Source organism: Amycolatopsis sp. cmx-4-54 (assembly GCF_046548895.1).
Lineage (GTDB): Bacteria > Actinomycetota > Actinomycetes > Mycobacteriales > Pseudonocardiaceae > Amycolatopsis.
In genome coordinates, this window is sequence record NZ_JAEBEJ010000005.1 from 575,284 (window position 1) to 600,370 (window position 25,087).

Consider the following 25,087-nt stretch of genomic DNA (forward strand, 5'->3'; position numbering starts at 1 on the left):
GCGTGTCACGGACTGCCACCCAACGGCACTACCTGATGGTCAGGCCGACGTTCTTCGACGTCGAGTACTCGATCAATCCCTGGATGGACCCGAAGAAACCGACGGACACCGAGCTGGCCATCGCGCAGTGGGAATGGCTGCGCGACCTGTACGTCGACCTGGGGCATCGTGTCGAGCTGCTCGAACCGCTGCCCGGCCTGCCCGACATGGTGTTCGCGGCCAACGGCGCCACCGTGGTCGACGGGCAGGTGCTCGTGGCGCGCTTCCACCACGTGCAGCGGGCGGGCGAGTCCGACGCGTATCTCAAGTGGTTCCGGGGCCACGGATATCGCTACGTGCGGCAGGCGCAGTGGGTCAACGAGGGGGAGGGCGACTATCTGGTCGCCGGGAGGACGATCCTCGCCGGCACCGGGTTCCGCACGAACCCGGAGGCGCACAACGAATCGCGTGAGTTCTTCGGCCGTCCGGTGACCAGGCTGACGCTGATCGACCCGCGGTACTACCACCTCGACACGGCGCTCGCCGTCCTCGACGACGACACGGTCATGTACTACCCGGACGCGTTCTCCGAGGAGAGCCGTCTGCTGCTGAAAGAGCTGTACCCCGACGCGATCCTGGCCACCGAAGAGGACGCCGCCGTTTTCGGCCTCAACGCCGTCTCCGACGGCAAGCACGTCGTGCTGCCGCAGGCGGCCACGGCGCTGACCGCGCGGTTGCGGGAACACGGCTTCGAGCCGATCGGTGCCGACCTGTCCGAATTGCTCAAGGCGGGCGGCAGTGTCAAATGCTGCACGCTGGAACTGCGTGCCGGTTAGGGAGAGAAACTCGATGGATTCGGCTGTGCGGGACCGGGGTGTGCGCACCACGCTGCGCCGGATCGTCGTCGGGACGGCGTTGATCGCGGTTCCGGCGGTGGTCGTCGTGGTGGTGCTCGGCCTGGGGTCGGCCTACGCGCCTGTCGCGAGTACGGGCGCCAAGGCCGCGGGCGGCGGACCCGACACCTACGCACGTCTCCTGGTCGCGTTGCCGGTGATCCTGGGCGCTTGCTACCTCGCGGGCGTCCTGGCCCGGCGGCTCGGCCAGCCCGCGGTGATCGGCGAGATCGTCGCCGGCATCCTGCTGGGGCCGTCGCTGTTCGGGCTCGTCTGGCCCGGCGCGTTCGGCTGGCTGTTCCCCGGCGGGGTGGTCTCGGCGATCAACATCCTTTCGCAGCTGGGCCTGATCTTCTTCATGTACCTGGTCGGTTCGGAGATCGATCTCGCCGCGGTGCGCGCTCGCGGGTTCACCGCGGTGACGGTCAGCCAAGTCAGCATCGCGCTGCCGATGGTCTGCGGCATCGTGCTCGCGCTCGGCATGTACCCGGCCTTCGGTGGTGACGTCGGCTTCCTCGCCTTCGGGCTGTTCATCGCGGTCTCCATGAGCGTGACGGCGTTCCCGGTGCTGGCGCGGATCCTGACCGACCGCGGCCTGTCGAAGACGCCGCTGGGGGCACTGGCACTGACCTGCGCCGCCGTCGACGACGTCGCCGCGTGGTGCCTGCTGGCCGTCGTGGTCGCCGTCAGCCAGGGCGGGACGCCGTCCGAGGTCTTCCTGACCGTCGGGCTGACCCTGGCTTTCGTCGTGGTCATGCTCTACGTCGTCCGGCCGCTGCTGGCGAAGGCGCTCGCCCGCGTGCCGGAGTCCGCGGTGCTGGCGATCCTGCTCGGCGGGATCATGCTTTCGGCGTTGGCCACCAACGAGATCGGCATCCACGCGATCTTCGGCGCGTTCCTCTTCGGGGTGATCGCGCCGAGGCACGATCCGGTCGTCACCCGCGCGGCAGGGAAGCTCGGCAGCGTGACCTTGACGTTGCTGCTGCCACTGTTCTTCGCCTACACCGGGCTGCACACCGAGTTCAGCCTGCTCGGCTCCGGATCGCTGTGGCTGTGGACCGTGGTGATCACGGCGGTGGCGGTCTTCGGGAAGTGGGTGGGCAGCACGACGGCGGCTCGGCTGACCGGTGTCGGCTGGCGCGAATCGCTGTCGCTCGGGGCGCTCATGAACTGCCGGGGACTGACGGAACTGGTGGTGCTCAACGTCGGCCTCCAGCTGAAGGTGATCAGCCCGGCGGTGTTCGCGATGCTCGTGATCATGACGCTCGTGTCGACGATCGCGACCGCCCCCGCACTCAGTCTCATCGCCAAGTCCAAGACGAGACCGCCGGTCCAGCGGCGGCGGAAAGTAGATAGGACACCATGACCAGCAAGCAGGAAACCCTAGTCAGCACCTTCACCGAGGTCGTGCTCGCCGACGAGGTCCGGGACACCATCGGGAACGAGCTGCGGTCCTTCCCGAACCCCGTCGACGACATCGACCGCTCGCTGGCGATGCTCCGGGTCGCGTTCTCGAAGCTGCCGATCGATCAGTTGCAGACGATCCTGGACTTCGGCAGACATGTCGACACCCCTGGCGTCGCGCTCGTGCGCAACCTGCCGGTGGACCCGGAGCTCCCCGAGACGCCGATCGACGGGGAACCCAGCAAGGACAAGCAGACGTTCGTCGCCGAGACCGTCCTTTTGGGACTGAGCCAGCTGCTCGGCGAGCCCGTCGGGTTCACCACCGAGAAGAGCGGGCGGCTCGTGCACGACGTCGTCCCGGTCTCGGCGGGGGCGCGGAGCCAGACCAACCAGAGCTCGCACGTGTTCCTGAACTTCCACAACGACATCGTGCACGACGAGGTGGGCCGCTACGACGTGTCCAATCCGGACTTCCTGGTGCTGAACTGTGTGCGCCAGGACGGGAACAAGGAAGCCGTCACCTACTACGCCGACGGCAGGGACATCTCGGCCGCGCTGGACCCGGAGGTGCTCGACGTCCTGCGGCGCCCGCTGTTCCGGCTCAACGCGCCCGGCAGCTACGTGCGTGACGTCGCCAAGGGGGCCGACGTGCTCTCCGACCTCGTGGCGGTCATCTCCGGGCCGGCGGAATCCCCGGAAGTGGCGATCTCGGCCAACGGCGTGGTGGGGGAGACCGTCGAGGCGGAACAGGCGCTGGAGGAGTTGCAGCGGATCTGCCGCGAGGTCGCGCACCAGGTCAAACTGGAGCCGGGGACGGCGCTGCTGATCAACAACCGGAAGGGCCTGCACGCGCGGTCGCAGTTCTTCGCGCGGCACAACGGGCGGGACCGGTGGTTGCAGCGGACGTACATCCGGCGCAGCCTGTGGACGATCCGGTACCGGGGGACGGCGGGGGACCGGCGGGTGCACTGAGGCCTCCCGCCCGTGGTCGCGGCGTGATTGGACGGCCGACACGTGTGATTGGGCGGACGACACGCGTGCGGCCCTGGTCCGATGCGTGTCGTCCGTCCAATCACGAGCGTCGGCCATCCAAGCACGAGAGCTGGCCATCCGATCACGAGCGTCGGCCGTCCAGTCACGCGAAGCCGCACCTGGCGCAGGGGTTGCGAAAGCCACTTTCGCAACCTTCAACGTTGCGAAAGTGGCTTTCGCAACGCTTGGCTCCCGGGCGGGACCGGGCATGTTCGAGAAAGCGGCCATCCGGGTAACCGTCGGCGAAAGCACCCGACGGGAGGGAACCGATGGCAGACAAGTTACGGCCGCCGCAGCAGCAGGAACCACCGGGCGTGACCTCGAAGATGGACCCGCCGCCTCGCGACTCCATGGAGGACTACGAAGGCCGCGAGCTGCTGGCAGGCAAGCGCGCGTTGATCACCGGAGGTGACTCCGGGATCGGCCGTGCGGTCGCCATCGCCTTCGCGAAGGAAGGCGCCGACGTGGCGATCGCCTACCTCAACGAGCACGAGGACGCGAAGTACACCGAGGAACGCGTACGCGCCGAAGGGCGCGAGTGCCTCCTCCTACCGGGTGACCTCGCCGGGGCCGCGCAATGCCGCGAGATCGTGGACCGGACCGTGAAGGAGCTCGGCGGCCTGGACATCCTGGTCAACAATGTCGCCACGCAGTGGCCGGTCGACTCCCCGGAGGAACTCACCGACGAGCAGTGGACGCATACGTTCGACGTCAACATCCACAGCTTCTTCCGGGTGACCAACGCCGCGTTGCCCCATCTGGGTGAAGGCTCGGTCATCATCAACACCGGCTCGGTGAACGGCTTGCGGGGCAACAAATCGCTCATCGACTACTCCGCGACCAAGGGCGCCGTGCACGCCTGGACTTACGCGATGGCACAGGCGCTGGCCGATCGCGGCGTCCGGATCAACTGCGTCGCGCCCGGTCCGGTGTGGACACCGCTGATCCCGTCGACCTTCCCGCCCGAGAAGGTGGAGAAGTTCGGCCTTCAGGTCCCGTTCGAGCGGGCGGCGCATCCCGACGACCTCGCCCCGTCGTACGTGTTCCTGGCGTCCAACCGGCTTTCGTCGTACTACAGCGGCGAGGTCATCGCCGCGCTGGGCGGTGAGACCACACCCGGCTGAGGCGCGCCACGGCGTCGACGACGGCTTCGGGCGCGAGGCGGTCCAGGCACGGATGGCCGGGCACGGGGCAGACCCGGGCCCGGCTGTCCTTGCAGGCCGCGTGCTGGTCGCCGAGCACTTCGGACGGCACACCGTAGGGCGCCCAGCGCGACGCCGGCACGACCGGCGCGAACAGCGAGACCACCGGAGTCCCGACGGCGGCCGCGAGATGGGCGGGGCCGGTGTTCGGTGCCACCACGACATCCGCCCCGGCGAGTACGGCCGCCAGTTCGGACAGTCCCGTGCGGCCGCCGAGGTCGAGCGCGCCCCCGGCGACTTCCTTGGTCAGGACGCTTTCCGACGGCGAGCCCGTCACGACGACGCGGCGCCCGGCGGCTTGCAGAGCCCGCACGATCGCGGCCGAGCGGTCGGCGGACGGTTGCCTGGCCGGGACCGACGCGGCCGGATGGACGACGACGTAGTCCTCGTCGCCGACCAGCTCCTCCACCGGCGGCAGTGGCCAGCGGACGGCGAGACCGCCGTCGTCGCCGGGCGGTAACGAGTATCCGGCCTCCTCGGCCAGGGAAAGCATCCGGACCGGCTCCGGCGGGTCACCCTCCACCCGGTGCCGCAGATCCAGCAGCGATCCGGGATAGTCCTCACACACCGCGCCGATCCACGGCACACCCGCCATTCGCAGCAGCAGCGCCAGCGGGAGCGGGGACTGGTGGAACGACGTCAGGATCAACGCCGCGTCGAAGGAGAACTCGCGCAAACGCCCGACGAACGCCTCGGTGCCGGCCTGGGTGACCGGCGGTGGCTCGGGGTCGATCCACGGCGCGCACCAGCTGATGATCTCGTCGACCCCGGGCAGCAGTTCGCCCGCGGCGCGGCCCCGCGGCCCGGTCAGCAGGACCACCCGGTCCGCCCCGGCCGCGACCGCGCGGACGCAGGGGCCGGCGAGCAGGACGTCGCCGAGGTTGTCCATCCTCGCGACCAGCACGTTCATCGAGTACCCGCGACGGCCAGGTGCACGGCTTCGGCGAGGTCCCGTGCGACGGTCGCCCGGCGACGGGCGCGGTCGATCTCCTCCGGGCGGGTCCGCGCGGTCGGGATGAGGATCCCGCGGGCTCCGGCGGCGAGGGCGGCGTCGACGTCGGCACCGGTGTCGCCGATGACCACACAGCGGCGGACGTCCACCCCGAGCGCCTCCGCCGCCTGGCGCACCAGCCCCGGCGCGGGTTTGCGGCAGACGCAGCCGTCACCGTCGTCGTGCACGCAGACCTGCCAGGTGCCGAACGGGCCGAGGACCTGTTCGACGCGGGCGTTCACGGCGGCCAGCCGGTCCGGGGTGATGAGCCCTTTCGCCACCCCGGACTGGTTGCTGACCACGCCGATCCTGATCCCCGCCGCCCGCAGGCCGTGCAGGAGTTCCTTGGCGCCGGGCACGGGACGGACGCCGTCGGGATCGTCGAGGTAGGGCACGTCGACGATGAGGGTGTCGTCCCGGTCGAACAGCAGGGCCTGCGGCCGCCTGGCCAGCCGGTGCCGCAGTTCCCCGCGCAGCCGGTGGTAGCAGGCCGCGGGCGGGATGAGGACGCTGGTCAGCAGCATCCGCGACACCTCGCCCGGGGTGAGCGGTCCCGGGGCGATCCGGCGCGCGGCGAACTCGGCGGTCACGCCCGCCCATACTCCGGCCGCCGCGGCCGCGGCCTTGCGCCGCCCGAGCGCGAACAGCGCCGCCGCGCCCGCCGCGCTCACGACGGCCAGCGCGTGCCGTTCGAGCCGTCCGTGTCCGGCTCCGGTCTGCTGTCGCCAAAGGACACCGTGCTTGTGCCGCATGAGCGCGTCGTCGGCGTTGCCCCGCTGGGCGCGGAGGCTGGCCAGCGGGCCCGACCGTTTGGGCGGATGGACGGTGACGCGCTCACCCCGCGCGATGAGATACCCCGCCTTGGCGACCTGCACGGCCAGATCCGAGTCCTCCCGGTAGGCACGCGGAAAACGTTCGTCGAAGCCACCGACCTCGGCGAGCACGGACCGGCGGTAGGCCATGTCGGCGGTGATCCACCTGGCCGTCTCCAGCCCGGCCGTTCCGCGTTCGTCGTCGGTCGGACGGCGGTCCGGCGGCAGCGGCACGACGAGGCGGGCCTGCGACGCTGCCGTCTCCGCCCCGAGGGGGAGGAGGTCGTCGGCGAGTTTCCGCGGCCAGTCCGAGCCGATCACCACGTCGTCGTCGAGAAAGGCGATCCACTCGCTCTCCGCGCGCCGCCAGCCCGCGTTACGGGCCGCGGCGGGACCGCGTCCGCCGGAGCGGATCACTTCGATTTCCGTACTGGACGGGGGAAGCCGCAGTTCGTCGCCGTCGGGCCGGTCGTCGGCGACGACGATCCGCGCGGGCCGGGGTTCGCCGGCGGCTTCGATCCCGGCCAGGAGCGTGTGGAGATTCTCCCGGCCGGTGGTCGGAATCACGATCGTGTAGTCGAGGTCGCTCACCCTCTTCCGGTACCCGGGAGCCACCGCCGCAAACTCCGGTCACGCCGGGATCGAGTCGGTCTCCCGCAGCCACGAGCGATGTTCGCCCAGTTGCGCGAGGAATGAGGCGAAGAAGCCGTCGGGCAGGGTCGCCTCGGCCGCCTTGGTGGTCACCACGCCCTGGTCGATCAGGGTTTCGGTGTCGTCGGCCAGCTTCGAGGTCACCCCGGCCCGGCGCAGCAGATCCAGACCCGAACCGAAGGCGGCCACCGGCTTGCCGTGCTTGTACGCCTCGGCGACGAAATGCACGGCGTACCCGTCGCGTTCGAGGATGTTGATCGCGCTGGGGCCACACGGGACGACGACGGCGTCGTAGAGCACCGAAGCCATGGTGTTGAGCTGGCGGTCCGGCCGCAGCGGGTCCCCTTCCCCACCTGGCCGGAGTTCGGCTTCGGTCGGCGCCAGGACCTCGGCGATCGCGCCCTGCTCGGTCAGCGCCTCGACCAGACGGCGGACGCCGATCGTGTCCACCCCGTCGGCGGCGAGCACCGCGACCTTCCGGCTGATCGGGGCGACCGAGGGCTGGTTGAGCTGGGAAAGCGCGGGGGAGGAGCGGTCATGGTTGGGGGTGGCCGGAGCGGCGGGCACGCTCACGCCGATCCCCTCGGCCACCCGTGCCGCGAGGTCGTGGTCGACGTTGTTGAGTTCGGTGATGGTCCGCGCCCGGACCGCGCGGTCCTCGACCTTGCCGAGTTCGAACCGGAACGCGGCGACGATATGCTCGCGTTCGACCTGGGACATGCTGTTCCAGAACAGCGTCGCCTGGCTGTAGAAGTCCTTGAAGCTCTCGCTGCGTTCCCGGATCTTGTGGCCCGCCACGGCTTCGGTGTAGTGCCGGAAGACGCCGGAATCGGCGATCGCCGGGCAGCCACCGCCGAGCGAGTTCGGGAAATAGCTCGTCCGTCCTTTGTGGATGCTCTGCTGGCCGTGCCCGTCGCGCTGGTTCGTGTGCACCGGAGCGATCGGCCGGTTCACCGGGAGCTGAGAGAAGTTGGGGCCGCCCAGCCGGATCAGCTGCGTGTCGAGGTACGAGAAGTTCCGTGCCTGCAACAGCGGGTCGTTGGTGAAGTCGATCCCCGGGACGATGTTCGCGGTGTGGAAGGCGATCTGCTCGGTCTCGGCGAAGAAGTCGTCGGGGTTGCGGTCCAGCACCATCCGCCCGACCGGCCGCACCGGCACCTGCTCCTCGGGGATGATCTTCGTGGCGTCCAGCAGATCGAAGTCGAAGTCGTGCTCGGAGTCCTCGTCCACCAGCTGGACACCCAGCTCCCATTCCGGGTACTGCCCGGACTTGATGGCGTCCCACAGGTCGCGCCGGTTGAAGTCGGGATCCTTGCCCGCGATCTTCTGGCATTCGTCCCACACCAGGGAATGCGTGCCGAGCACGGGCTTCCAGTGGAACTTCACGAAGGTGCCCTTGCCCTCGGCGTTGACGAGCCGGAACGTGTGGACGCCGAAGCCCTGCATCATCCGGTAGCTGCGCGGCAGCGCGCGATCGGACATCAGCCAGAGCACCATGTGCAGGCTCTCCGGTTGCAGCGACACGAAGTCCCAGAAGGTGTCGTGCGCCGACTGCGCCTGCGGGATCTCGTTGTGCGGCTCGGGTTTGACCGCGTGCACCAAATCGGGGAACTTGATACCGTCCTGGATGAAGAAGACCGGCATGTTGTTGCCCACGAGGTCGTAATTGCCCTGACGGGTGTAGAACTTCGTCGCGAAGCCGCGGACGTCGCGGACGGTGTCGGCCGAACCGCGTGAACCCGCGACGGTGGAGAACCGCACGAACACGGGGATTTTCTCGCCGCTGGTGAGGAATTCCGCGACCGTGTAGTCGGCCAGCGCGTCGTCGTAGGCCTCGAAGAAGCCGTAGGCGCCCGCGCCGCGCGCGTGCACCACCCTTTCGGGAATGCGCTCGTGGTCGAAATGCGTGATCTTCTCGCGAGCGTGGAAGTCCTCCAGCAGCGTCGGTCCCCGGTCTCCCGCGGTCAAGGAGTCGTTCGTGTGATCGACGCGGACACCCTGCTGCGTCGTCAGCACGGACTGCTCCGGATCCACACGGCTTCCGCTCAGCTGTTCGTCCTTCGCGTCTTCTCGATGCTGTGCCACTGGTGTCGCCCCTTCGCGGTGGTGGTTTCCTCGCGGCTACCCCCGCACTGTTTCGGCGAAACGACACCGGGTAACCGGCAGGAAACTTCGAGGAGGTGCGAATGACGACGGTGGACCGACCTGCCGTGCTGGAGATCCGTGACCCCGCCGACGACAGGCTCGTCGGCAGTGTCAAGGCGGCGACCCCCGATGGTGTCGAAACGGCGATCGCGACGGCGAAGCGGCGGGCCCCGGGCTGGGCAGCCACGCCGGCGGCCGAACGCGGCGTCGCGCTGAAGGACGCGGCCAGGTCGCTCCGGGAGCGCGCGGGTGAACTCGCCGTCCTCATCGAGAGCGAGACCGGGAAGCCTCGCGACGAGGCCGAAGAAGGTGTCCTCGCCGGAGCCGGGACGTTGGAACAGTACGCCGAACTGGGCCCCGTGCACCGCGGCCGGTCCCTGCTGGGCGATCCGTCGGCCACCGACCTGATGGTGCCGGAACCCCGGGGTGTGGTGGTCGCGCTGACGCCGTGGAACGACCCCGTCGCCGTGGCCTGCGGGCTGCTGGGTGCCGCGGTGGTCACGGGCAACACGGTGGTGCACAAGCCGAGTGAACGCTGTCCGCATACCGGCGCCTGGCTGGGGAACGTGCTGTCGGAGGCGCTTCCCGAGGGCGTGCTGCAGACCGTGCAGGGTGACGGGAGTGTCGGTGCCGAACTCGCGGCCCACGCGGACGTCGACGTCATCGCGCATGTCGGCAGCACCGTCGCGGGTCGTTCGATCGCGGCGAGTGCGGCGAAGACCGGTGCCAAAGCGTTGCTGGAGAACGGTGGCAACGATCCGCTCGTCGTCGACGCCGGGGTGGACCCGGTCTGGGCGGCCGGGCAGGCGGCGACCGGAGCCTTCGCCAATTCGGGGCAGATCTGCGTCTCGGTCGAACGGATCCTGGTGCACCAGGACATCGCCGACGCCTTCCTCACCGCGCTGGTCGCCGAAGCGGGCCATCGCGAACTGGCCCCGCTCGTCGACCGGCGTCACCGCGAAGGGGTGCACGCCCAGGTCGCGGAAGCGATCGCGCAAGGTGCCGATCCTCTCGTCGGCGGTGTCGTGCCGGACGGTCCCGGTGCCTTCTACCCGGCGACCGTCCTCACCGGATGCACCTCCGGGATGCGGATCGTCCGCGAGGAGACGTTCGGCCCGGTCGCGCCGGTGACGGTGGTCGCGGACTTCGAGCAGGGCCTCGGCCAGGCGGCCGACGGTGAATACGGTCTCGCCGCCACGGTGCTCACCTCCTCGATGGCGCACGCGCAGCGGGCCTGGCGCGAACTCCCGGTCGGGACTGTGAAGATCAACAACGTCTTCGGCGGCGCGCCCGGCGGAGCCGCCCATCCGCGAGGTGCCAGCGGCAGCGGTTACGGCTACGGTCCCGAACTGCTCGACGAGATGACGCAGACGAAGGTCGTCCACCTGGCACCCCCGGGGCCGTGATGGGCGCCCGGGACCGATGGACGGCACCGTTCGCCTGGACCGCCCGGGCGTTCCGGGTTCCGGGGGAGGAACGCCGGAGTCTCATCCAGACCGCGAAGGCCGCGGCCGCGGCGGTGATCGCGTGGATCGTCGCGACGGCGGTGCTGCGGCTGCCGCAGCCCTTCCTCGCGCCGTACGCGGCGGTGTTCCTGGTGCAGGCCACCGTTTACCGCTCCCTGCGCGGCTGGGCGCAGCAGGTCGGCGCGGTCAGTGTGGGAGTGCTGCTCGCCGCGGGGGCCGGTCAGCTCATCCCGTCGGTGACGGTGTCGCTCGGGCTGGTCGTCTTCGTCGGCCTGCTGGTCGGCTCATGGCGCGGGTTCGGCGATTCGGGGGTGTGGGTCGGGATCACCGGCATGCTGCTGATCTCCTACGGCAACGCGACCGAACCCATCCTGCTCGCCGACCGGCTGCTGGAAACGGCGCTGGGCGCGGCGATCGGCGCGGTGCTCAACGCGGTGGTCCTGCCTCCGCTGCACGGCCAGCGTCTGCGGGAGGCGACCTCCCGGCTGGCCGCGGCGATCGCCGAGGTCCTCGACGAGACCGCGGAACTGGTCCGCGGCGGCGATTCGGCCGACGCCCTCGACGGCCGCCTGCAGGACGTTCGCAGCCTGGCCGCGGAGGCGGAGGACGCGATCGGCTGGACCCGCGAGGGCCGGTACCTGAACCTGCGCGGACGGCGTGAGACCCCGGAGGAACCGCTGGCGAACCTCATTTCGCTGTGGCAGCCGCTCGCCCAGCTGATCGACGGCGTCAGCGAGGCCGCCCGGAGCGAGCGGCCGTTCCGGCATCCCGGCGAGCACGCGCGCGGGGTGGTCGGCGACCTGCTCGAAGCCCTCGCCGAGGTGGCCCGGTCGGGGGATCCGGACAAACTCGAGCGGTGCCGCAGGCTGCTCGACGAGATCGACCACCTGCTCCTCATGCCCACCGACGAGGTCGCCACCTCGATCGGACTCGGGGCGATGGCGTTGCCTGCTCGCCGCCTCGTCGAGCGGATCCGCGCCGATTAAGGGAGGGCGGCGGCGGGTAACCGTACCCATGAGCAGCAGTGGCAAGCGGATCGTGGTCACCGGCGCCACCGGTAACGTCGGGACGGCAGTGGTGCGTGCTCTGGGTTCGGATCCCAAGGTCGGGTCGATCGTCGGACTGGCGAGGCGCCCCAGCCGCTGGGAGAGCCCGAAGACCGAGTTCGTCACCGCCGATGTCGCCTGCGACGATCTCCGTGCCGTGTTCGACGGCGCCGACGTGGTGATCCACCTGGCCTGGCTCTTCCAGCCCACGCACCGGCCCGAGGTCACCTGGCGGACCAACGTGCTGGGTTCGATCCGGGTGTTCGAAGCCGCGCAGGCGATGCGGGTGCCGTCGCTGGTGTACGCGTCGTCGATCGGGGCGTATTCGGCGAGGGACGACGACCACCCGGTGACCGAGGAGTGGCCGACGCACGGCTCGCCCAAGGCGGCGTACACCCGGGAAAAGGCTTATGTGGAAAGGGTTCTCGAGGCTTTCGACCGGAGCCATCCACGGATGCGGGTGGTGCGGGTGCGGCCGGGATTCCTGTTCCAGAAGGCCGCGGCACCTGAACAGCGCCGCCTTTTCGGTGGCCCGTTCGTGCCCGGCAAGCTCGTGCGGCCGTCGCTCGTCCCGATCCTTCCGGACATCCCGCAACTGAGGATCCAGACCGCCCACACCGAAGACGTGGCCGACGCCTATCGCCGTTGCGCGCTCCAGGACGTCAAGGGCGCTTTCAACATCGCCGCCGACCCGGTATTGGACACGCGCGCGCTGGCCCGGATCTTCGGTGCCAAGCCGGTGAAGGTCCCGGCCTCCTTCGTCCGGCGCGCGCTCGCCGCGGCCTGGTCGCTGCACCTGATTCCGGCCACGCCAGGGCTCTTCGAAGCCGTGCTGCATCTCCCGGTGATGGACTGCACGCGGGCCAGGGAAGAGCTGGGCTGGACGCCGCGATACTCGTCGGAGGACGCGATCGAAGCGTTCCTCAAGGGCTTGCGGGAAGGTGACGGGTTCCCGACCGAACCGCTGAAACCGGACGTCGGCCGAGGCCACGAACTGGCCACCGGAGTGGGGGAGCGACCGTGAACGAGAAGGAACTGCTGCACACGCTGACCAAGGTGGTGTCCACTTTGGACGGTACTTCGGTGCGGTTCGCCGTCGCGGGCGGCCTCGCCGTGTACGCGCGGGGCGGCCCACCGTCGGACCACGACGTCGACCTCTTCCTCAAGCACGAGGACATCGAGGAAGCGGCGGAAGCGCTGGAAGCCGCGGGGCTGAGACGCGTGCATCCGCCGGAGGACTGGCTCACCAAGGTCTACGACGGCGACTGCCTCGTCGACCTCATCTTCCGGCCCAACCACCGGCCGGTCACCGACGAGATGCTCGACCGCGCTTCGCTGATGCGGGTCGGGGCGACCGCCGCCCCGGTGCTCAACGGGACCGACCTGCTCGTCGACAAGACGCTCGTGCTCAGCCCGCACCGCTGCGATTTCGGGCCGTTGCTGCGGATCGCCCGTGACCTCCGCGAGCAGGTCGACTGGCACCGCGTGGCCGAGGAGACCGCCGAATCGCCGTACGCCTGGTCGTTCCTGACCCTGCTCGCGGCACTGTCCATCATCGACGGAAAGGAGCTTCCGATGCCTCAGGAAGCGCCCCAGTACCTGGTCGCCAGGCTGACCAAGGCGCTGGCGGAGGATCCGAGGACCGCCGAGCTCGGCGTGCACGTCACCGTGCGCGGCGACCATGTCCGGCTCAGCGGTGAGGTTCCGTGCGCCAACCGCAAAGCCGACATCGAAGCGGTCGTCTGCGAACACATCGCGGCCGAGCTGGTGCACGACGACATCCGGACGGCGGACGTCCGCGAGCCGTCGCACGCCGAGGAGATCCGGTGATCCGGGTCGCCGCGGTCGGGGACGTCCACCTCGGTGAGGACAACCGAGGCCTGCTGCGGCCGGTACTGGACAACATCGCCGAACACGCCGAGGTGCTGCTGCTCGCGGGCGACCTCACCCGGCACGGCAGCGTCGAAGAGGCCAGGGTGGTGGCCGACGAGTTCGCCGGGCTCGACGTCCCCGTGGTGGCGGTGCTCGGCAACCACGACTACCACTCGGACGAGGCGGAAGCGGTCAGCGGGCTGCTGGAGGAAAGCGGGATCACCGTCCTGGAGGGGTCGGCCACCACCGTGGAACTGGACGGTGGGCGGCTCGGCATCGCCGGGGTGAAAGGCTTCGGCGGCGGGTTCGCGGGTAAATGCGCGAGCCGGTTCGGCGAACGCGAGATGAAGGATTTCGTCGAGCACACCATGGCGGCCGCCAAGCGGCTGCGCACCGCGCTGGAGGGGCTCGAACACGAGCAGCCCGACGTGACCATCGCGTTGACGCACTACTCGCCGATCCCCGGCACCCTGCACGGCGAACCGCTGGAAATCCACCCGTTCCTGGGTTCGTACCTGCTGTGCGAGCCGATCGACGACGCGCAGGTGGCGCTCGCCGTGCACGGGCACGCGCACTACGGCAGCGAGCAAGGCGTCAGCCCGGGCGGCGTCCCCGTGCGCAACGTCGCCCAGCCGGTGATCCGCGCGGCGTACGCGACGTACGTCCTCGAACCCGCGAAAGTCCTGACATGAGGGATAGATTCCATGGTCAGCTGAGCGTTCTCGGCGAGCTGCTGTCGAGCATGTGCGGGATGGCCTGCGAGGAACTACGCCTCGCGAACCGGGTCTTCCTCGATCGGGACACCGAAGCCGCCGCCGAACTCGCGGCGGTCGAGGCGAAACTGAACGCGGCACGGACCACGTGCGAGGAGACCGCCCAGAAACTGCTCGCCCTGCAGGCGCCGGTCGCGCGCGACCTGCGGACCGTGCTCGCGGCGGTGTACTGCGCCGACCGGCTGGAGCGGATGGGCGACCTGGCCAAGCACATCGCCGACCAGGCCGCGCGAGCGCCGGAATTCGCCGTCCCCGACGCGTTCGCCGGCCGGTTCGGCGAGATGGCCGGGCTCGTCTGCTCGATGGCGGAAGACCTCGGCGCGGCGATCGAGGGACCGACCGCGGAGGTGTTCCACTCGCTCGCCCGGTCCGATCAGCGTGTCGACGCGCTGTACGAGGAACTCATGACGCTGGTCACCGAGCCGGACTGGCCCCACGGCGTCGCGCCCGCGATCTCGGTGGCGCTGCTGGCGCGGTTCTACGAACGGTTCGCGGATCAGGCCGTTTCGGTGGCGCGGCGGGTGGATTTCGCTCTTACGGGAGAACTGCCCGAGTCTTCCGTGCGGGATGTGCACGCCGCGCTTTGAGGTTGGCCGCTCGTTCTGGCTGGAGCCGCGCTGTCGCCGGACGTTGCGAAAGCCACTTTCGCAACCCCCCTTCCCACCGGAACCGCCACCTCACCGGCAAGACGCCGTGAAGGCCTCCTTGAGGGACCCAGGGTCCCTCAAGGAGGCCTTCACGGAACGCGAGCCGTCAGGTGGCGCGGTCCGTCAGCGCGTCCCGGATCTTGTCGATGAACGCCGTCCCCGGCGCCAGGATCCGGTTCGCCGGCGGGCGGTCGGGGGCGGCGGGATGCGGCCGCGTCGGGGCGATCTCCTTGGCCCGCAACACCTTCTCGCCCAGCTCCCGCAGTTCTTCCGGTGAGCAGGCGGCCTGCAGTTTCGGCAGCAGGTCGGTCTCCTCCTCCTCGATGTGGTGCCGGACGTCCTCGATCAGCTTGCCGACCAGCTGGTCGAACCGCTTGTCCGCCGGTTCCAGGCCGATGAGGTCGCTCATCACGCGCTCGGCGACCTTGTCTCCGTCGGGGAGGCTCTTCCGCGCGGCGGGGTACTTGTGCTGCTCTTCGGCGACCGAATGCCGGACGAGTTCGGCGATCAGGTGGTCCGCGAGGTCCTTGCGGTGCTGATCACCGCCCTTGCCGGACTCGAATTCCTTGAAGATCCGTTCGAAGGCGCGGTGGTCCTCGGTGATCACCGAGACGAGGTCGTGTTTCGTGGTGGTGGTCATGGACACTCCTGTCCGTGGTCGTCAGTCCGACGCCGCACGGATACCCGTTCCCGCGGTTCGGTCCCCCGGATTCGTCGGTGACGTGATGCGGCGCGCCCACGGGTTTCGATTCCGGCGAGCCGCGCTGACGCAAATACACGCTGAACACCGCCATCGAGCCGATGGCGAGGAATTCCGACTGCCAGTTCTGCAGTGTGCGGTTCCAGAAGCCCGCCGACGCCAGATAGCCGAACCACGACTCCGGATCACCAAATTCGGTGAGCTGCTCGGCGTTGTAGGCGCTCATCCCGGCCACGGACTGGGCCAGCCAGGACAGCAGGAACAGTCCCAGCATCACCAGTCCGAGTGACATCGAGAAGATCCCCGTGCGCCAGCCGCCTGTCCTTGCCCATTTCGGGGAATCGGCCGTCGAATGCGGGCCGATCTGCTGTTCCTTGTCCGTTTCCAAGCTGGCCCGCCCTGCCGGTTTCGATTCGGGGGAGCCGCGTTGCAGCAGCCACACGGTCGCGAACACGTAGAGGAAGAACTGCAGGTACTCCGACTGCCAGTTTTCGGCGACGTCGACGGCGAAGTCCGCGGATGTCAGGTAGTCGAGCAGGCCGATCGGTTCGGCGGCGTGGCTGAGCCGCGTGTCGTTGTAGTCGGCGAGGCCCGCGAACGCCTGCCCGCCGAGGCTCAGCAGGAACAGCAGCCCGAACCCCAAGGAGAGGGCGTTGTCACGAAGAAAGCGCCGCATCATCCGCCCCCTTCACCGGTGCAGCAGACCCAGTAGGACGCAATAGCCGAGGACGGCCACGACGAAGACGAGATAGACGGTGAACACCGGACGCGCTTTCACGGTCCACCCACCGCGCAGTCGTAGACCTTCTCGTTCCGGTGGCGGCAGCCCGCACCCGTGATCACCCAGCCGGTGGACGATTCGTGCAGGAAGAGGGTGTCGCGGGCGGTCTTCACCTGAGCTTCTTCGCTCCAGACCGCGACCGTTTCGGGTGTTCCGTCCGGAACGGTCGCGCCGGCGAGGCCGCGTTCGCAGCTTTCCGACGCCCAGGATTCCCGTGCCCGGGGCGCCAGCAACGCGCACGCCGAGCAGTGATCACCCGACGCGAGCGCGCCGAGGAACCGCCCGGCGACCTCTTTCACCGGCTCTTGCCCGCTCGCCCCGGTACAGCCGGCGAGCAGCAGGCACACCCCGAACGCCAGCGTCTTGACGATCACGGAAGCGAGGTACCCGGCCGGGGCGTCGTTCACCTGAAGTCAGGAAGCGGGGTACTGCTTCTCCCTCAGCAGGTTCGCCAGGTGGACGGCATTGAGTGCGAGGGTCGCGTTGGTCGACGCGACGGCTTCCGGCGTTTCGTCGAGGTCGTTGTAGTCGCCGCCCTTCATCGCCTCGCCGTTCCAATAGGTCCCGCCCTGGGCGGGCACGGTGAAACCGATGTCGTTGAGGGCCTGGAACAGGTCGGCGGTGATCTTGTGCGCCCCGTCCTCGTTGCCGACGACGGCGGTGACGCCGACCTTGCCGAACATCGCGGGCCTGCCCTCGTCGTCCGTTTCGGACAGTTCGGCGTCGAGCCGTTCCAGCACGCGCTGGGCCACGCTGGACATATGGCCGACCCAGGTGGGCGTCGAGATCAGCAGGATGTCGGCCGCGGCGATCTTCCGGCGGATCCCCGGCCAGGCGTCGCCGTCGCCCATGTCGCCTTCCACGCCCGGTTTGACGTCGTGGTCGACCACGCGCACGAGTTCGCCGGCGGCGCCGTGCCCGGCCAGTTCGTCGAGCAGTTGCTGGGCGATCAGCGCGCTGCTCGACGGCGCGGGTGACGGTTTGAGCGAGCACACCAGTGCGAGGGCCTTCAACGGCTGGGTCATCCTGTCCTCCTGTTCGGGTCGGTACCGAGCCCCGTATGGGTGAAGCCCGCTTCGCCGACGGTCACCGGGTCCAGGAGATTCCTGGCATCGACGACGACGGCGCGTTCGGTGGCGGCGGCGAGCCGTTCCCAATCGAGCTCACGGAACTCGGGCCACTCGGTGAGCACGACCAGCGCCGCCGCGTCCTTCGCGACCAGGTACGGGTCATCGACGACCTGGACGATGTCCGGTCCGACGGACTCCACGCCGGGGTCGTACGCGGTCAGCACCGCGCCGCTCCTGGCGAGCTCCCGCGCGACCGCGAGCGCGGGGGAATCGCGCAGATCCCCGGTCCCCGCCTTGAACGCCAGTCCGAGCAACCCGATACGGGTGCCCGAGAGCGAACCGTCCGAAACACCGGTGATCGCGCGGCGGATCTTCCGCACGACCGCCGCCTGCTGGCGCGCGTTGGCCTTCATGGCGTCACGCAGGATGCCGAAGTCGACACCCGCGTGTTCGGCGGTCCGCAGCAGCGCGGCGGTGTCCTTGGGCAGGCACGAGCCGCCCCAGCCGGGGCCGGGTACGAGGAAGGCGGGGCCGATCCGCGGATCGAGCCCCATGAGCCGCGCGACGTCGCGGATGTCGGCGCCGTAGTGCTCGCAGAGTTCGGCGAGGACGTTCACATAGGACACTTTCAGCGCCAGGAACGCGTTGCTGGCGTATTTCGCCAGCTCGGCGCTGGCCGGATCGGTGAACCACACCGGCGCTTCCGTCTCGCCGTACAGCGCGGCCACCCGTTCGGCGGCTCTTCGGTTCTCCGGCGGCGAGCCGAGGACGATCCGGTCCGGCCGCAGGAAGTCCTCGACGGCGTGCCCCTCGCGGAGGAATTCGGGATTGCTCACCACGGGCAGATCCGGCCGTCCGAGCAGCTCCGCCAGCCGGGTCCCGGTGCCGACCGGGACGGTGGACTTCGTGACGACGACACAGCGGGGCCGCAGCAGTTCGGGGAGCGTGGCCACCACCTCTTCCAGCACCCGGACGTCGGCGGCGCCGTCCTTCCCTTCCGGGGTGGGCAGGCAGAGCAGCACGAAGTCCACATCGGACAGCTCTTCCGGTGCGGTGGTGAACCGGAGCCGCCCGCGGCCCAGTCCGTCCCGGACGAGTTCCGTGAGCCCCGGCTCGACGATCGCGACCTCGCCACGCCGTAACGCGTCCACTTTGGACCGGTCGTTGTCGACGCAGACCACCTGATGCCCCAGCTGCGTGAAGCACGCGGCGCTCGTGAGACCGACGTAACCGGCGCCGATCACGCCCACCCGTTCACCCACGGGAAGCCCCGGTCGCCAGCAGGTCTTCGGCCGCGACGAGGACGCGTTCCTCGCGAAGGAGCAGCAGCCCCGGATCCGGGGCTTCGCCGTGCGGATCGCCTACATCGCCGACCCAGAGGACCGTGTGCTGCCGGGCTTCGGGAGGCGGGCCCCACAGCCGCGGAGGGGTCGGCCCGAACAGCAGGACCGACGGCGTCCCATACGCGGTCGCGAGATGCCCGACACCGGTGTCGCCGCAGATCACCAGCTTCGCTTCGGCCACCGTCGCGGCCAGTTCGGCGAGTCCGGCGTCGCCGGCGAGCACCGCGTCGGCGGGCAGCCCGGCCGCTTCGGCGATCTCGCGGGCGAGCGGTGCTTCCGCCGCGTTTCCGGTGACGACCACCCGGTGCCGCTCGGAGAGCGCCCGCGCCACCCGCGCGTACCGGTCCGATGGCCAGCGCCGGGCGGCGAACGCGGCACCGGGATGGATCACCACCGCGCCCGCCGCCGGGCTGGGGCCGGGCGGCGGCGGCAGCGCGAGATCGGTGCGGTCGGCCGGGACGCGGGCGGCCTCGAGCAGACGGCACCAGCGGTCGACTTCGTGCGCCTCGGCGGGCCAGTCCGGGCCGTCGACGCCGGGGAAGTCCGGATGCCGGTGGGTGATCAGTTCGAGCGGGTCCTGGGCGAGCAGGTCGTGGATGCTCTCCGGGCCGCGGCCGTGCAGGTTGACCGCCAACCGCGGTGGTTCGCCGGGCCAGGACAGTTCGCCGAGCCCGGCCGTGGGGAGCAACTCGTCCACCGCGTCGATCAGCTCGACGATGTCGCGCAGGTTCTCGGGCGCGGCGAGCACCAGCCGCTCGCCGTCGAAGGCGCGGCGCAGGGCCCGCAGCGCGGGAACCGCGGTGAGCAGATCCCCCAGGCCGAGGGCGCGCAGGACCAGGATGCCACCGGTCACGGCCAGGACCCTTCTTCCGAGGCGCACACCACGAGTTCGCGGACTTCGCAGCCGGGCGGCTGGGAGAGGGCGAACACCACCGAAGCCGCGACGTGCTCGGGCTGGTTGAGTTTCGCGTCCGGCGGCGGCTTGTACTGCTCGGCCCGGTCGTCGAAGAACGCCGTGTGCATGCCTCCGGGGATGAGCAGCGTCACCCCGACCCGGCCCGCCAGCTCCATGGCCAGTGCCCTGGTGAGGCCGACGACGCCGAATTTCGAGGCGCAGTAGGCGCTCGCGTCCCCGGCCACCCGCAGTCCCAGCGTCGACGCGCAGGTCACCACCGTGCCGTGGCTCAGCCGCAGATGGGGCAGCGCCGCGCGGACGACCGCGGCCGTGCCGAGCAGATTGACCCGGACCACGCGCTCCCAGTCCTCTGTGGACACTTCGTCGAGTGCGCCGCAGGCGTCCGTCCCCGCCGCGGTGAAGACGCCGTCGATCCCGCCCGCCCGTTCGGCGAGTTCGTCCACGGCGCTCGCGGCCGCGGCGGAATCGGCCAGATCGGCCTGGACGAAGGCGACGCCGGCCGCCGGTTCGGCGCGGTCGACGACCAGGGGCGTACCACCCGCTTCACGGACGGCTTCGACGGTCGCGGCACCGAGTCCGGAGGCGCCGCCGGTGATCAGGACATTGCCGAGAGAGCGCATCATGCTCCTTCCGCCGCGGCCACGAGCCGGGAGGTGGAATAGCCGCGGATGGTCGGGATAAGAACGATTTCGCCGCCGTGCCCGCGCACGACGGCGCTTTCGGGGAGCTCCGTGTCCGCGTAGTCGCCGCCCTTGACCCAGACGTCGGGGCGGAGGCGGTCCAGCACCGCTGCGGGATCGGGTTCGTCGAACACCACGACGGCGTCGACCGAAGTGAGTTCGGTGAGCAGCCGGGCGCGGTCGCGGGCGGTCACGATCGGCCGCCCAGGTCCTTTCAGGCCACGCACGGAGGCGTCGGAATTGAGGCAGACGACGAGGGCGTCGCCCAAGGCGCGCGCCTGCCGGAGCAGGCTGGCGTGCCCGGGGTGCAGCAGGTCGAAACAGCCACCGGTGGCGACGAGCCTGCCGCCTCGCGCGCGGACCCGCGCGGCCACATCGAACGCCGAAGCACCGTGGTGTGCGGTATCCGGCCGCGGTTCATTGTCCACAGTGGACAAAGTGGCGGCGCCGCCGGTGGCGACGAAGCGCGCGGCCGTCTCGACCCCGGTGGCCACCGCGTCGGCGGTGGACGCCCCGTCGAGCAGCGCGGCGGTGACCGCGGACGCGAAACGGTCACCAGCGCCGCACGTGTCCTTGGCGACGACGCCTGACGGCGGCCGGAAGGTCGTGCACGAGCCGCCCTCGGTCAGCACCGCGCCGCGCGAGCCCGTGGTGACGCAGACCGCGTCGGCCCGCCAAAGCGAGTGCACCTGTTTCGCCAGCTCCTCGGCGTCCGCGCCGGCTTCGGTGAGCTGCTCGGCTTCGGCGAGATTCGGGGTGGCGAGCCGGATCCCCGCCACGGGCTCCGCTCCGCGGGGATGCGGATCCCAGACGACCGGGATCGTGCGGGCCAGTTCGGCGAGCAGCTCGCGGACCTCCGGATGGCCGGTCACGCCACGGCCGTAATCGGCGACGAGGATCGCGCCCGCCGAGCGCAGCGCTTCACGGACGTCGGCGGTGAGCGGCGAGTGCTCCGCCCTGCCGTCGCCGCTGTCGAGGCGGACCAGCGACTGCCCGGCGGCGCGAACACGCGTTTTGGTGACGGTGGTGCCGCACAAGGGCATCGGTACCACCCTGACCTCACGCTCCAGCAGCCCGGACAGGGTCCGGCCGGCCTGGTCGCCACCCAACGGGGTGACGAGGACGACCTCGGCGGTGGACCGCGCCGCGAGCAGCGCGGCCAGCCCGGCGCCGCCCGGGCGCCGCCATTCGCGGGTGAGGTCGACCACGGGGACGGGCGCGTCCGGGCAGAGCCGGTCCGACGTGCCGTCGACGTCGACGTCCAGCAGGGCGTCGCCCACCACGACCAGCGGCCTCACGTGGGCACCCCGAGCGCCTGGTCGAACGCCGTGCACAGGGCGTGCACCAGCGCGAGGTGGACCTCCTGCACGGTGGCCATCGACGGCGCCTCCACCGGGATCGCGTCGGCGCACAACGCGGCCAGCGGGTTGGGGGAGGGGCCGGTGATCGCCCAGGTGGTCACGCCGATTTCGTGGGCGGCCTTCGCGGCCGCGACGACGTTCTGGCTGCCGCCGCTGGTCGAAAGGCAGACGAGGACGTCGCCGGGGCGGCCGTGCGCGCGCACCTGCCGGGCGAACACCTCGTGCTCGCCGTAGTCGTTGACGATGGCCGTCACGGCGGAGGTGTCCGCGTGCAGGGCGATCGCCGAGAACGGCTGCCGGTCGTTGCGGAACCGGCCCACCAGTTCACCGGTGAGATGCTGCGCCTCGGCGGCGCTCCCGCCGTTGCCGCACGCGAGCAGTCGTCCGCCGGCGGACAGCACGGTGGCCAGATGCGCACCCCAGTCACGGATCTTCGGCGACCACGAAGCGGACTTCCCGGCGGCTTCACTCAATGCTGCGAAGTGTTCTTCGATCACGACACACCTCCACGATCAGGGACGGCGGACCACGAAAGGTCCGAGGGCGAGCAGGTCGATGGGGGCCGAACCGAAGCACTCCAGCGCGTCCCGCGGGGAATCGACCATCGGCCTGCCCGCGGTGTTGAGGCTGGTGTTGACCACGGCCGGCAGTCCGGTGCGCCGTTCGAACGCGCCGAGCATGCGTGCCACGAGCGGATCGCCGTCGGCGTCGACGGTCTGCACGCGGGCGGTGCCGTCGACGTGGGTGACAGCGGGGAGGCGATCGCGCCACTCCTGCGCGACGTCGTGCACGAATAGCATGTACGGGCTGGGAAGCGGGCCGCGGGAGAAGATGTCACCCGCGCGTTCCGCGAGCACCATCGGGGCGACGGGGCGGAACTGTTCGCGGCCCTTCACGTCGTTCAGCCGTTCCAGATTGGCCTCGTGTCCGGGATGCGCGAGCAGCGAACGGTGGCCGAGTGCTCGAGGACCGAATTCGGACCGGCCCTGGAACCAGGCCACGATCCGGTCTTCGGCCAGCGCTTCGGCGACGGCCTCGGCGACGTCGTCCGGCCGCTCGTAGCGCACGTTCGCGGTCTTGAGCACGTTTTCCAGCTGGTCGTCGGTGAAGCCGCGGCCCAGGTCCGCGCCGGTCATCGGGCTGCCGCGTTCGCCGAATTCGGCCGCGAGCTGCAGCGCCGCGCCGAGCGCGGTGCCGGCGTCACCGGCGGCGGGCTGGACCCAGATCCGGTCGAACGGTCCCTCGGCGTGGAGCCGGGTGTTGGCGACGCAGTTGAGCGCGATCCCGCCCGCCATCGCGAGGTCGGTGTGCCCGGTGCGCTCGTGGATCTTGCCCGCGAGTTCGAGCAGCACGTCCTCCAGGCAGCGTTGCACGCTCGCGGTCAGATCGGCGTGGACCTGACCGGGTTCCTGCCCCGGCTCGACCGCGGGCGCGAACGAGGTCCAGTCGATCTCGTCGGTACGGAAGCCGAGCCCGTTGGCGTGCACGCTTTCCGCGATTCGGTCGAGGAACCGGGGCGTCCCGTAGGAGGCCAGCGCCATCACCTTGTACTCGTCGCTGGAGCGGGCGAACCCGAGGTGCTCGGTCAGGTCCTCGTACATCAGCCCGAGCGAATGGGGAAGCCGTTGTTCGGCGAGCTCCTCGAACTTGCCGTCGCGGTACTCGCCCGCGAGATAGGACGTGCTCTCGCCGCGGCCGTCGGCCACCAGTACCGCGCAGTCGTCGAACGGCGCGGCGAGCGCGGCCGAGGCTGCGTGCGCGACGTGATGCCGGACGAACCGGACGGTCGCGGGATCCAGCCCCGGCAAGGCCGTCTTGAGGAACGCGGGAGCCCGGTGGGCGAAGTCGGTGCGGAGGCATTCGTTCTTCCCGTCGTGTCCCGCCAGACCGGGCTCGACGAGCGCCGGATCGTACGAATAGCCGACGGCGTCGAGATCCTGCGCGGAGATTCCCGCCTCCGCCAGGCACCACGCGGCGGCTTCGGCAGGCTGTTCCCAAGCGGAGAACGGCACCGGACGCTTGCCGTGCTTGCGACGGCTGAACCGTTCTTCCTCCGCCGCGGCCACGATTTCGCCATCGACCACGAGGGCCGCGGCCGGGTCGTGGAAAACGGCGTTGACACCGAGTATGCGCACCGGGCCACCTCTCCGGTCGAGGACGCGAGCCGTGACCCGCGCTTACTCCCGTAGCGCTACCCGGTGCGGTCGGCGATAAACGATGCGGCGCGAAAGCCCAGGACGTCGCTACTGAGCGAAGCGTCTCTCGGGGGATTCGGGATGCCGTCCGACCCGTCATTCGGGGGTCCGATCACGCGAGTTACGGCTCCAGTCACGCGAGTTCCGTGCTCAGCCGGCGGCCGGGTACGGGCCGGACCGCGGCCGCGCGAACCAGGCGACGGTGCGCGGAAGCCCCTCCGTCAGCGGGATGTCCGGCTCCCAGCCGAGTTCCCGGCGGGCGCGGGAGATATCCGGGCATCGGCGGGCCGGATCGTCGACCGCCGCGTCGATATGCTCGATCCGCGACGCGCTGCCGGTGACGGCCAGGATCTCTTCCGCTATGCGCAGCACGGTGAGTTCGTGAGGATTGCCCAGATTCACCGGGCCCGGCACGTCGGAGCCCGCCAGCGCGAGCAGCCCGCGGACCGTGTCGTCGACGTAGCAGAGAGAACGGGTCTGGTCGCCGGTGCCGGTCACGGTGAGCGGTTCGCCCGCCAGCGCCTGGCCGACGAACGTCGGGATCATGCGGCCGTCGTCCGGGCGCATACGCGGGCCATAGGTGTTGAAGATCCGCGCGATACCGGTGTTCACGTCCCGTTCCCGGCGCATGGCCGAAGTGAGCGCTTCGGCGTACCGCTTGGCTTCGTCGTAGACGCTGCGCGGCCCGATCGGGTTCACGTGCCCCCAGTATTCCTCGCGCTGCGGGTGCTCCTGCGGATCCCCGTAGACCTCGCTCGTCGAGGCGAGGACGAATCGGGCACCGTCGCGTTCGGCGATGTCCAGCGCCCGCTCGGTGCCGTGCGAGCCCGCGCGCAGCGTCTCGAGCGGAAGGCGGAAGTAGTCGCGGGGCGAAGCGGGCGACGCCAGATGGAAGACGACGTCGAACGGGCCCGGCGCGCTCATCGGCCCGGTGACGTCACGGGAAAGGAGCCGAAACCCCGGACGGTCGAGGAGATGTGCCACGTTGGCCGTGACGGACGTGGCGAAATTGTCGGCCGCGACGACCTCCGCGCCCGCGTCCAGCAGGCGTTCGCACAGATGCGAGCCGACGAATCCCGCGCCTCCGGTCACCAGCACTCTGTCCATGGCGACTGGCTACCCGCGGTG

The 25,087-nt window shown here is 70.2% G+C and carries 24 protein-coding genes; 10 read left to right on the top strand and 14 right to left on the bottom strand.

From position 1 onward, the window contains the following. Nucleotides 1-2: 2 nt before the first annotated feature. The 4 genes from ddaH to ACLJQ7_RS19940 all read left to right on the top strand — a co-directional run bounded on the left by ddaH (nt 3) and on the right by ACLJQ7_RS19940 (nt 4,432). On the top strand, nt 3-815 hold the full coding sequence (ddaH, locus tag ACLJQ7_RS19925) for a dimethylargininase (protein ID WP_410649676.1): 813 nt from the start codon (nt 3-5) through the stop codon (nt 813-815). Between the two features lie 13 nt (nt 816-828). Then, on the top strand, nt 829-2,238 hold the full coding sequence (locus ACLJQ7_RS19930) for a cation:proton antiporter (RefSeq protein ID WP_410649677.1): 1,410 nt from the start codon (nt 829-831) through the stop codon (nt 2,236-2,238). Continuing rightward, complete coding sequence (locus ACLJQ7_RS19935; protein ID WP_410649678.1) at nt 2,235-3,248, top strand: TauD/TfdA family dioxygenase; 1,014 nt, start codon at nt 2,235-2,237, stop codon at nt 3,246-3,248. The genes ACLJQ7_RS19930 and ACLJQ7_RS19935 overlap by 4 nt, the downstream gene beginning before the upstream one ends. A gap of 329 nt (nt 3,249-3,577) precedes the next feature. Continuing rightward, nucleotides 3,578-4,432, top strand: coding sequence for an SDR family oxidoreductase (locus tag ACLJQ7_RS19940; RefSeq protein ID WP_410649679.1), 855 nt, complete (start codon nt 3,578-3,580; stop codon nt 4,430-4,432). Here the strand turns inward: ACLJQ7_RS19940 and ACLJQ7_RS19945 are convergent. The 3 genes from ACLJQ7_RS19945 to ACLJQ7_RS19955 are packed head-to-tail and all read right to left on the bottom strand — an operon-like array spanning nt 4,395 to nt 9,049. Next, nucleotides 4,395-5,420 (bottom strand): glycosyltransferase family 9 protein, encoded by a 1,026-nt coding sequence (locus ACLJQ7_RS19945; protein ID WP_410649680.1) that lies wholly within the window; start codon nt 5,418-5,420, stop codon nt 4,395-4,397. The two genes, ACLJQ7_RS19940 and ACLJQ7_RS19945, sit on opposite strands and share 38 nt — an antisense overlap. Beyond that, nucleotides 5,417-6,904, bottom strand: coding sequence for an HAD-IIIA family hydrolase (locus ACLJQ7_RS19950; protein WP_410649681.1), 1,488 nt, complete (start codon nt 6,902-6,904; stop codon nt 5,417-5,419). Before ACLJQ7_RS19950 ends, ACLJQ7_RS19945 begins: the two co-directional genes overlap by 4 nt. 39 nt (nt 6,905-6,943) lie before the next feature. Further along, nucleotides 6,944-9,049: a catalase gene (locus ACLJQ7_RS19955; RefSeq protein WP_410649682.1), complete on the bottom strand. Its 2,106-nt coding sequence runs from the start codon at nt 9,047-9,049 to the stop codon at nt 6,944-6,946. A 101-nt stretch (nt 9,050-9,150) separates the two neighbouring features. On the opposite strand from ACLJQ7_RS19955, the gene ACLJQ7_RS19960 reads away from it, so the two are divergent. Genes ACLJQ7_RS19960 through ACLJQ7_RS19985 form a run of 6 tightly spaced genes read left to right on the top strand, consistent with a single transcriptional unit; the run spans nt 9,151 to nt 14,853 of the window. Continuing rightward, entirely contained in the window at nt 9,151-10,515 is a 1,365-nt protein-coding gene (locus ACLJQ7_RS19960; RefSeq protein ID WP_410649683.1) for an aldehyde dehydrogenase family protein, read from the top strand. Further along, on the top strand, nt 10,515-11,561 hold the full coding sequence (locus ACLJQ7_RS19965) for an FUSC family protein (protein ID WP_410649684.1): 1,047 nt from the start codon (nt 10,515-10,517) through the stop codon (nt 11,559-11,561). Before ACLJQ7_RS19960 ends, ACLJQ7_RS19965 begins: the two co-directional genes overlap by 1 nt. A 28-nt stretch (nt 11,562-11,589) precedes the next feature. Beyond that, a complete protein-coding gene (locus ACLJQ7_RS19970; protein WP_410649685.1) occupies nt 11,590-12,645 on the top strand; it encodes an NAD-dependent epimerase/dehydratase family protein in 1,056 nt (351 codons plus the stop codon). Continuing rightward, nucleotides 12,642-13,451: a nucleotidyltransferase family protein gene (locus ACLJQ7_RS19975; protein WP_410649686.1), complete on the top strand. Its 810-nt coding sequence runs from the start codon at nt 12,642-12,644 to the stop codon at nt 13,449-13,451. Before ACLJQ7_RS19970 ends, ACLJQ7_RS19975 begins: the two co-directional genes overlap by 4 nt. Beyond that, complete coding sequence (locus ACLJQ7_RS19980) at nt 13,448-14,185, top strand: metallophosphoesterase family protein (RefSeq protein ID WP_410649687.1); 738 nt, start codon at nt 13,448-13,450, stop codon at nt 14,183-14,185. The genes ACLJQ7_RS19975 and ACLJQ7_RS19980 overlap by 4 nt, the downstream gene beginning before the upstream one ends. Continuing rightward, nucleotides 14,182-14,853: a phosphate signaling complex PhoU family protein gene (locus ACLJQ7_RS19985; protein WP_410649688.1), complete on the top strand. Its 672-nt coding sequence runs from the start codon at nt 14,182-14,184 to the stop codon at nt 14,851-14,853. The genes ACLJQ7_RS19980 and ACLJQ7_RS19985 overlap by 4 nt, the downstream gene beginning before the upstream one ends. A gap of 166 nt (nt 14,854-15,019) precedes the next feature. Here ACLJQ7_RS19985 and ACLJQ7_RS19990 read toward each other — a convergent pair whose 3' ends face one another. The 11 genes from ACLJQ7_RS19990 to ACLJQ7_RS20040 all read right to left on the bottom strand — a co-directional run bounded on the left by ACLJQ7_RS19990 (nt 15,020) and on the right by ACLJQ7_RS20040 (nt 25,066). Next, the gene (locus tag ACLJQ7_RS19990) at nt 15,020-15,553 is read right to left on the bottom strand and encodes a hemerythrin domain-containing protein (protein WP_410649689.1); all 534 of its coding nucleotides are present in this window, start codon (nt 15,551-15,553) and stop codon (nt 15,020-15,022) included. Beyond that, the gene (locus tag ACLJQ7_RS19995; protein ID WP_410649690.1) at nt 15,453-16,292 is read right to left on the bottom strand and encodes a DUF6766 family protein; all 840 of its coding nucleotides are present in this window, start codon (nt 16,290-16,292) and stop codon (nt 15,453-15,455) included. The genes ACLJQ7_RS19990 and ACLJQ7_RS19995 overlap by 101 nt, the downstream gene beginning before the upstream one ends. A 95-nt stretch (nt 16,293-16,387) precedes the next feature. Beyond that, entirely contained in the window at nt 16,388-16,801 is a 414-nt protein-coding gene (locus ACLJQ7_RS20000; protein ID WP_410649691.1) for a hypothetical protein, read from the bottom strand. 6 nt (nt 16,802-16,807) lie between these two features. Further along, nucleotides 16,808-17,419: a flavodoxin family protein gene (locus tag ACLJQ7_RS20005; RefSeq protein WP_410649692.1), complete on the bottom strand. Its 612-nt coding sequence runs from the start codon at nt 17,417-17,419 to the stop codon at nt 16,808-16,810. After that, nucleotides 17,416-18,714, bottom strand: a complete 1,299-nt coding sequence (locus ACLJQ7_RS20010; RefSeq protein ID WP_410649824.1) for a UDP-glucose dehydrogenase family protein — start codon at nt 18,712-18,714, stop codon at nt 17,416-17,418. Before ACLJQ7_RS20010 ends, ACLJQ7_RS20005 begins: the two co-directional genes overlap by 4 nt. 4 nt (nt 18,715-18,718) lie before the next feature. After that, a complete protein-coding gene (locus ACLJQ7_RS20015; RefSeq protein WP_410649693.1) occupies nt 18,719-19,660 on the bottom strand; it encodes a glycosyltransferase family 9 protein in 942 nt (313 codons plus the stop codon). After that, a complete protein-coding gene (locus tag ACLJQ7_RS20020; RefSeq protein WP_410649825.1) occupies nt 19,657-20,343 on the bottom strand; it encodes an SDR family oxidoreductase in 687 nt (228 codons plus the stop codon). Before ACLJQ7_RS20020 ends, ACLJQ7_RS20015 begins: the two co-directional genes overlap by 4 nt. Next, entirely contained in the window at nt 20,343-21,701 is a 1,359-nt protein-coding gene (locus ACLJQ7_RS20025; RefSeq protein ID WP_410649694.1) for a PfkB family carbohydrate kinase, read from the bottom strand. Before ACLJQ7_RS20025 ends, ACLJQ7_RS20020 begins: the two co-directional genes overlap by 1 nt. After that, nucleotides 21,698-22,261 (bottom strand): SIS domain-containing protein, encoded by a 564-nt coding sequence (locus tag ACLJQ7_RS20030; RefSeq protein ID WP_410649695.1) that lies wholly within the window; start codon nt 22,259-22,261, stop codon nt 21,698-21,700. Before ACLJQ7_RS20030 ends, ACLJQ7_RS20025 begins: the two co-directional genes overlap by 4 nt. Before the next feature lie 15 nt (nt 22,262-22,276). Beyond that, nucleotides 22,277-23,899 carry a carbamoyltransferase gene (locus ACLJQ7_RS20035; RefSeq protein ID WP_410649696.1) on the bottom strand — a complete coding sequence of 541 codons (1,623 nt, stop codon included), beginning with the start codon at nt 23,897-23,899 and terminating at the stop codon, nt 22,277-22,279. A 210-nt stretch (nt 23,900-24,109) separates the two neighbouring features. Beyond that, a complete protein-coding gene (locus tag ACLJQ7_RS20040; protein ID WP_410649697.1) occupies nt 24,110-25,066 on the bottom strand; it encodes an NAD-dependent epimerase/dehydratase family protein in 957 nt (318 codons plus the stop codon). Nucleotides 25,067-25,087 lie beyond the last annotated feature (21 nt).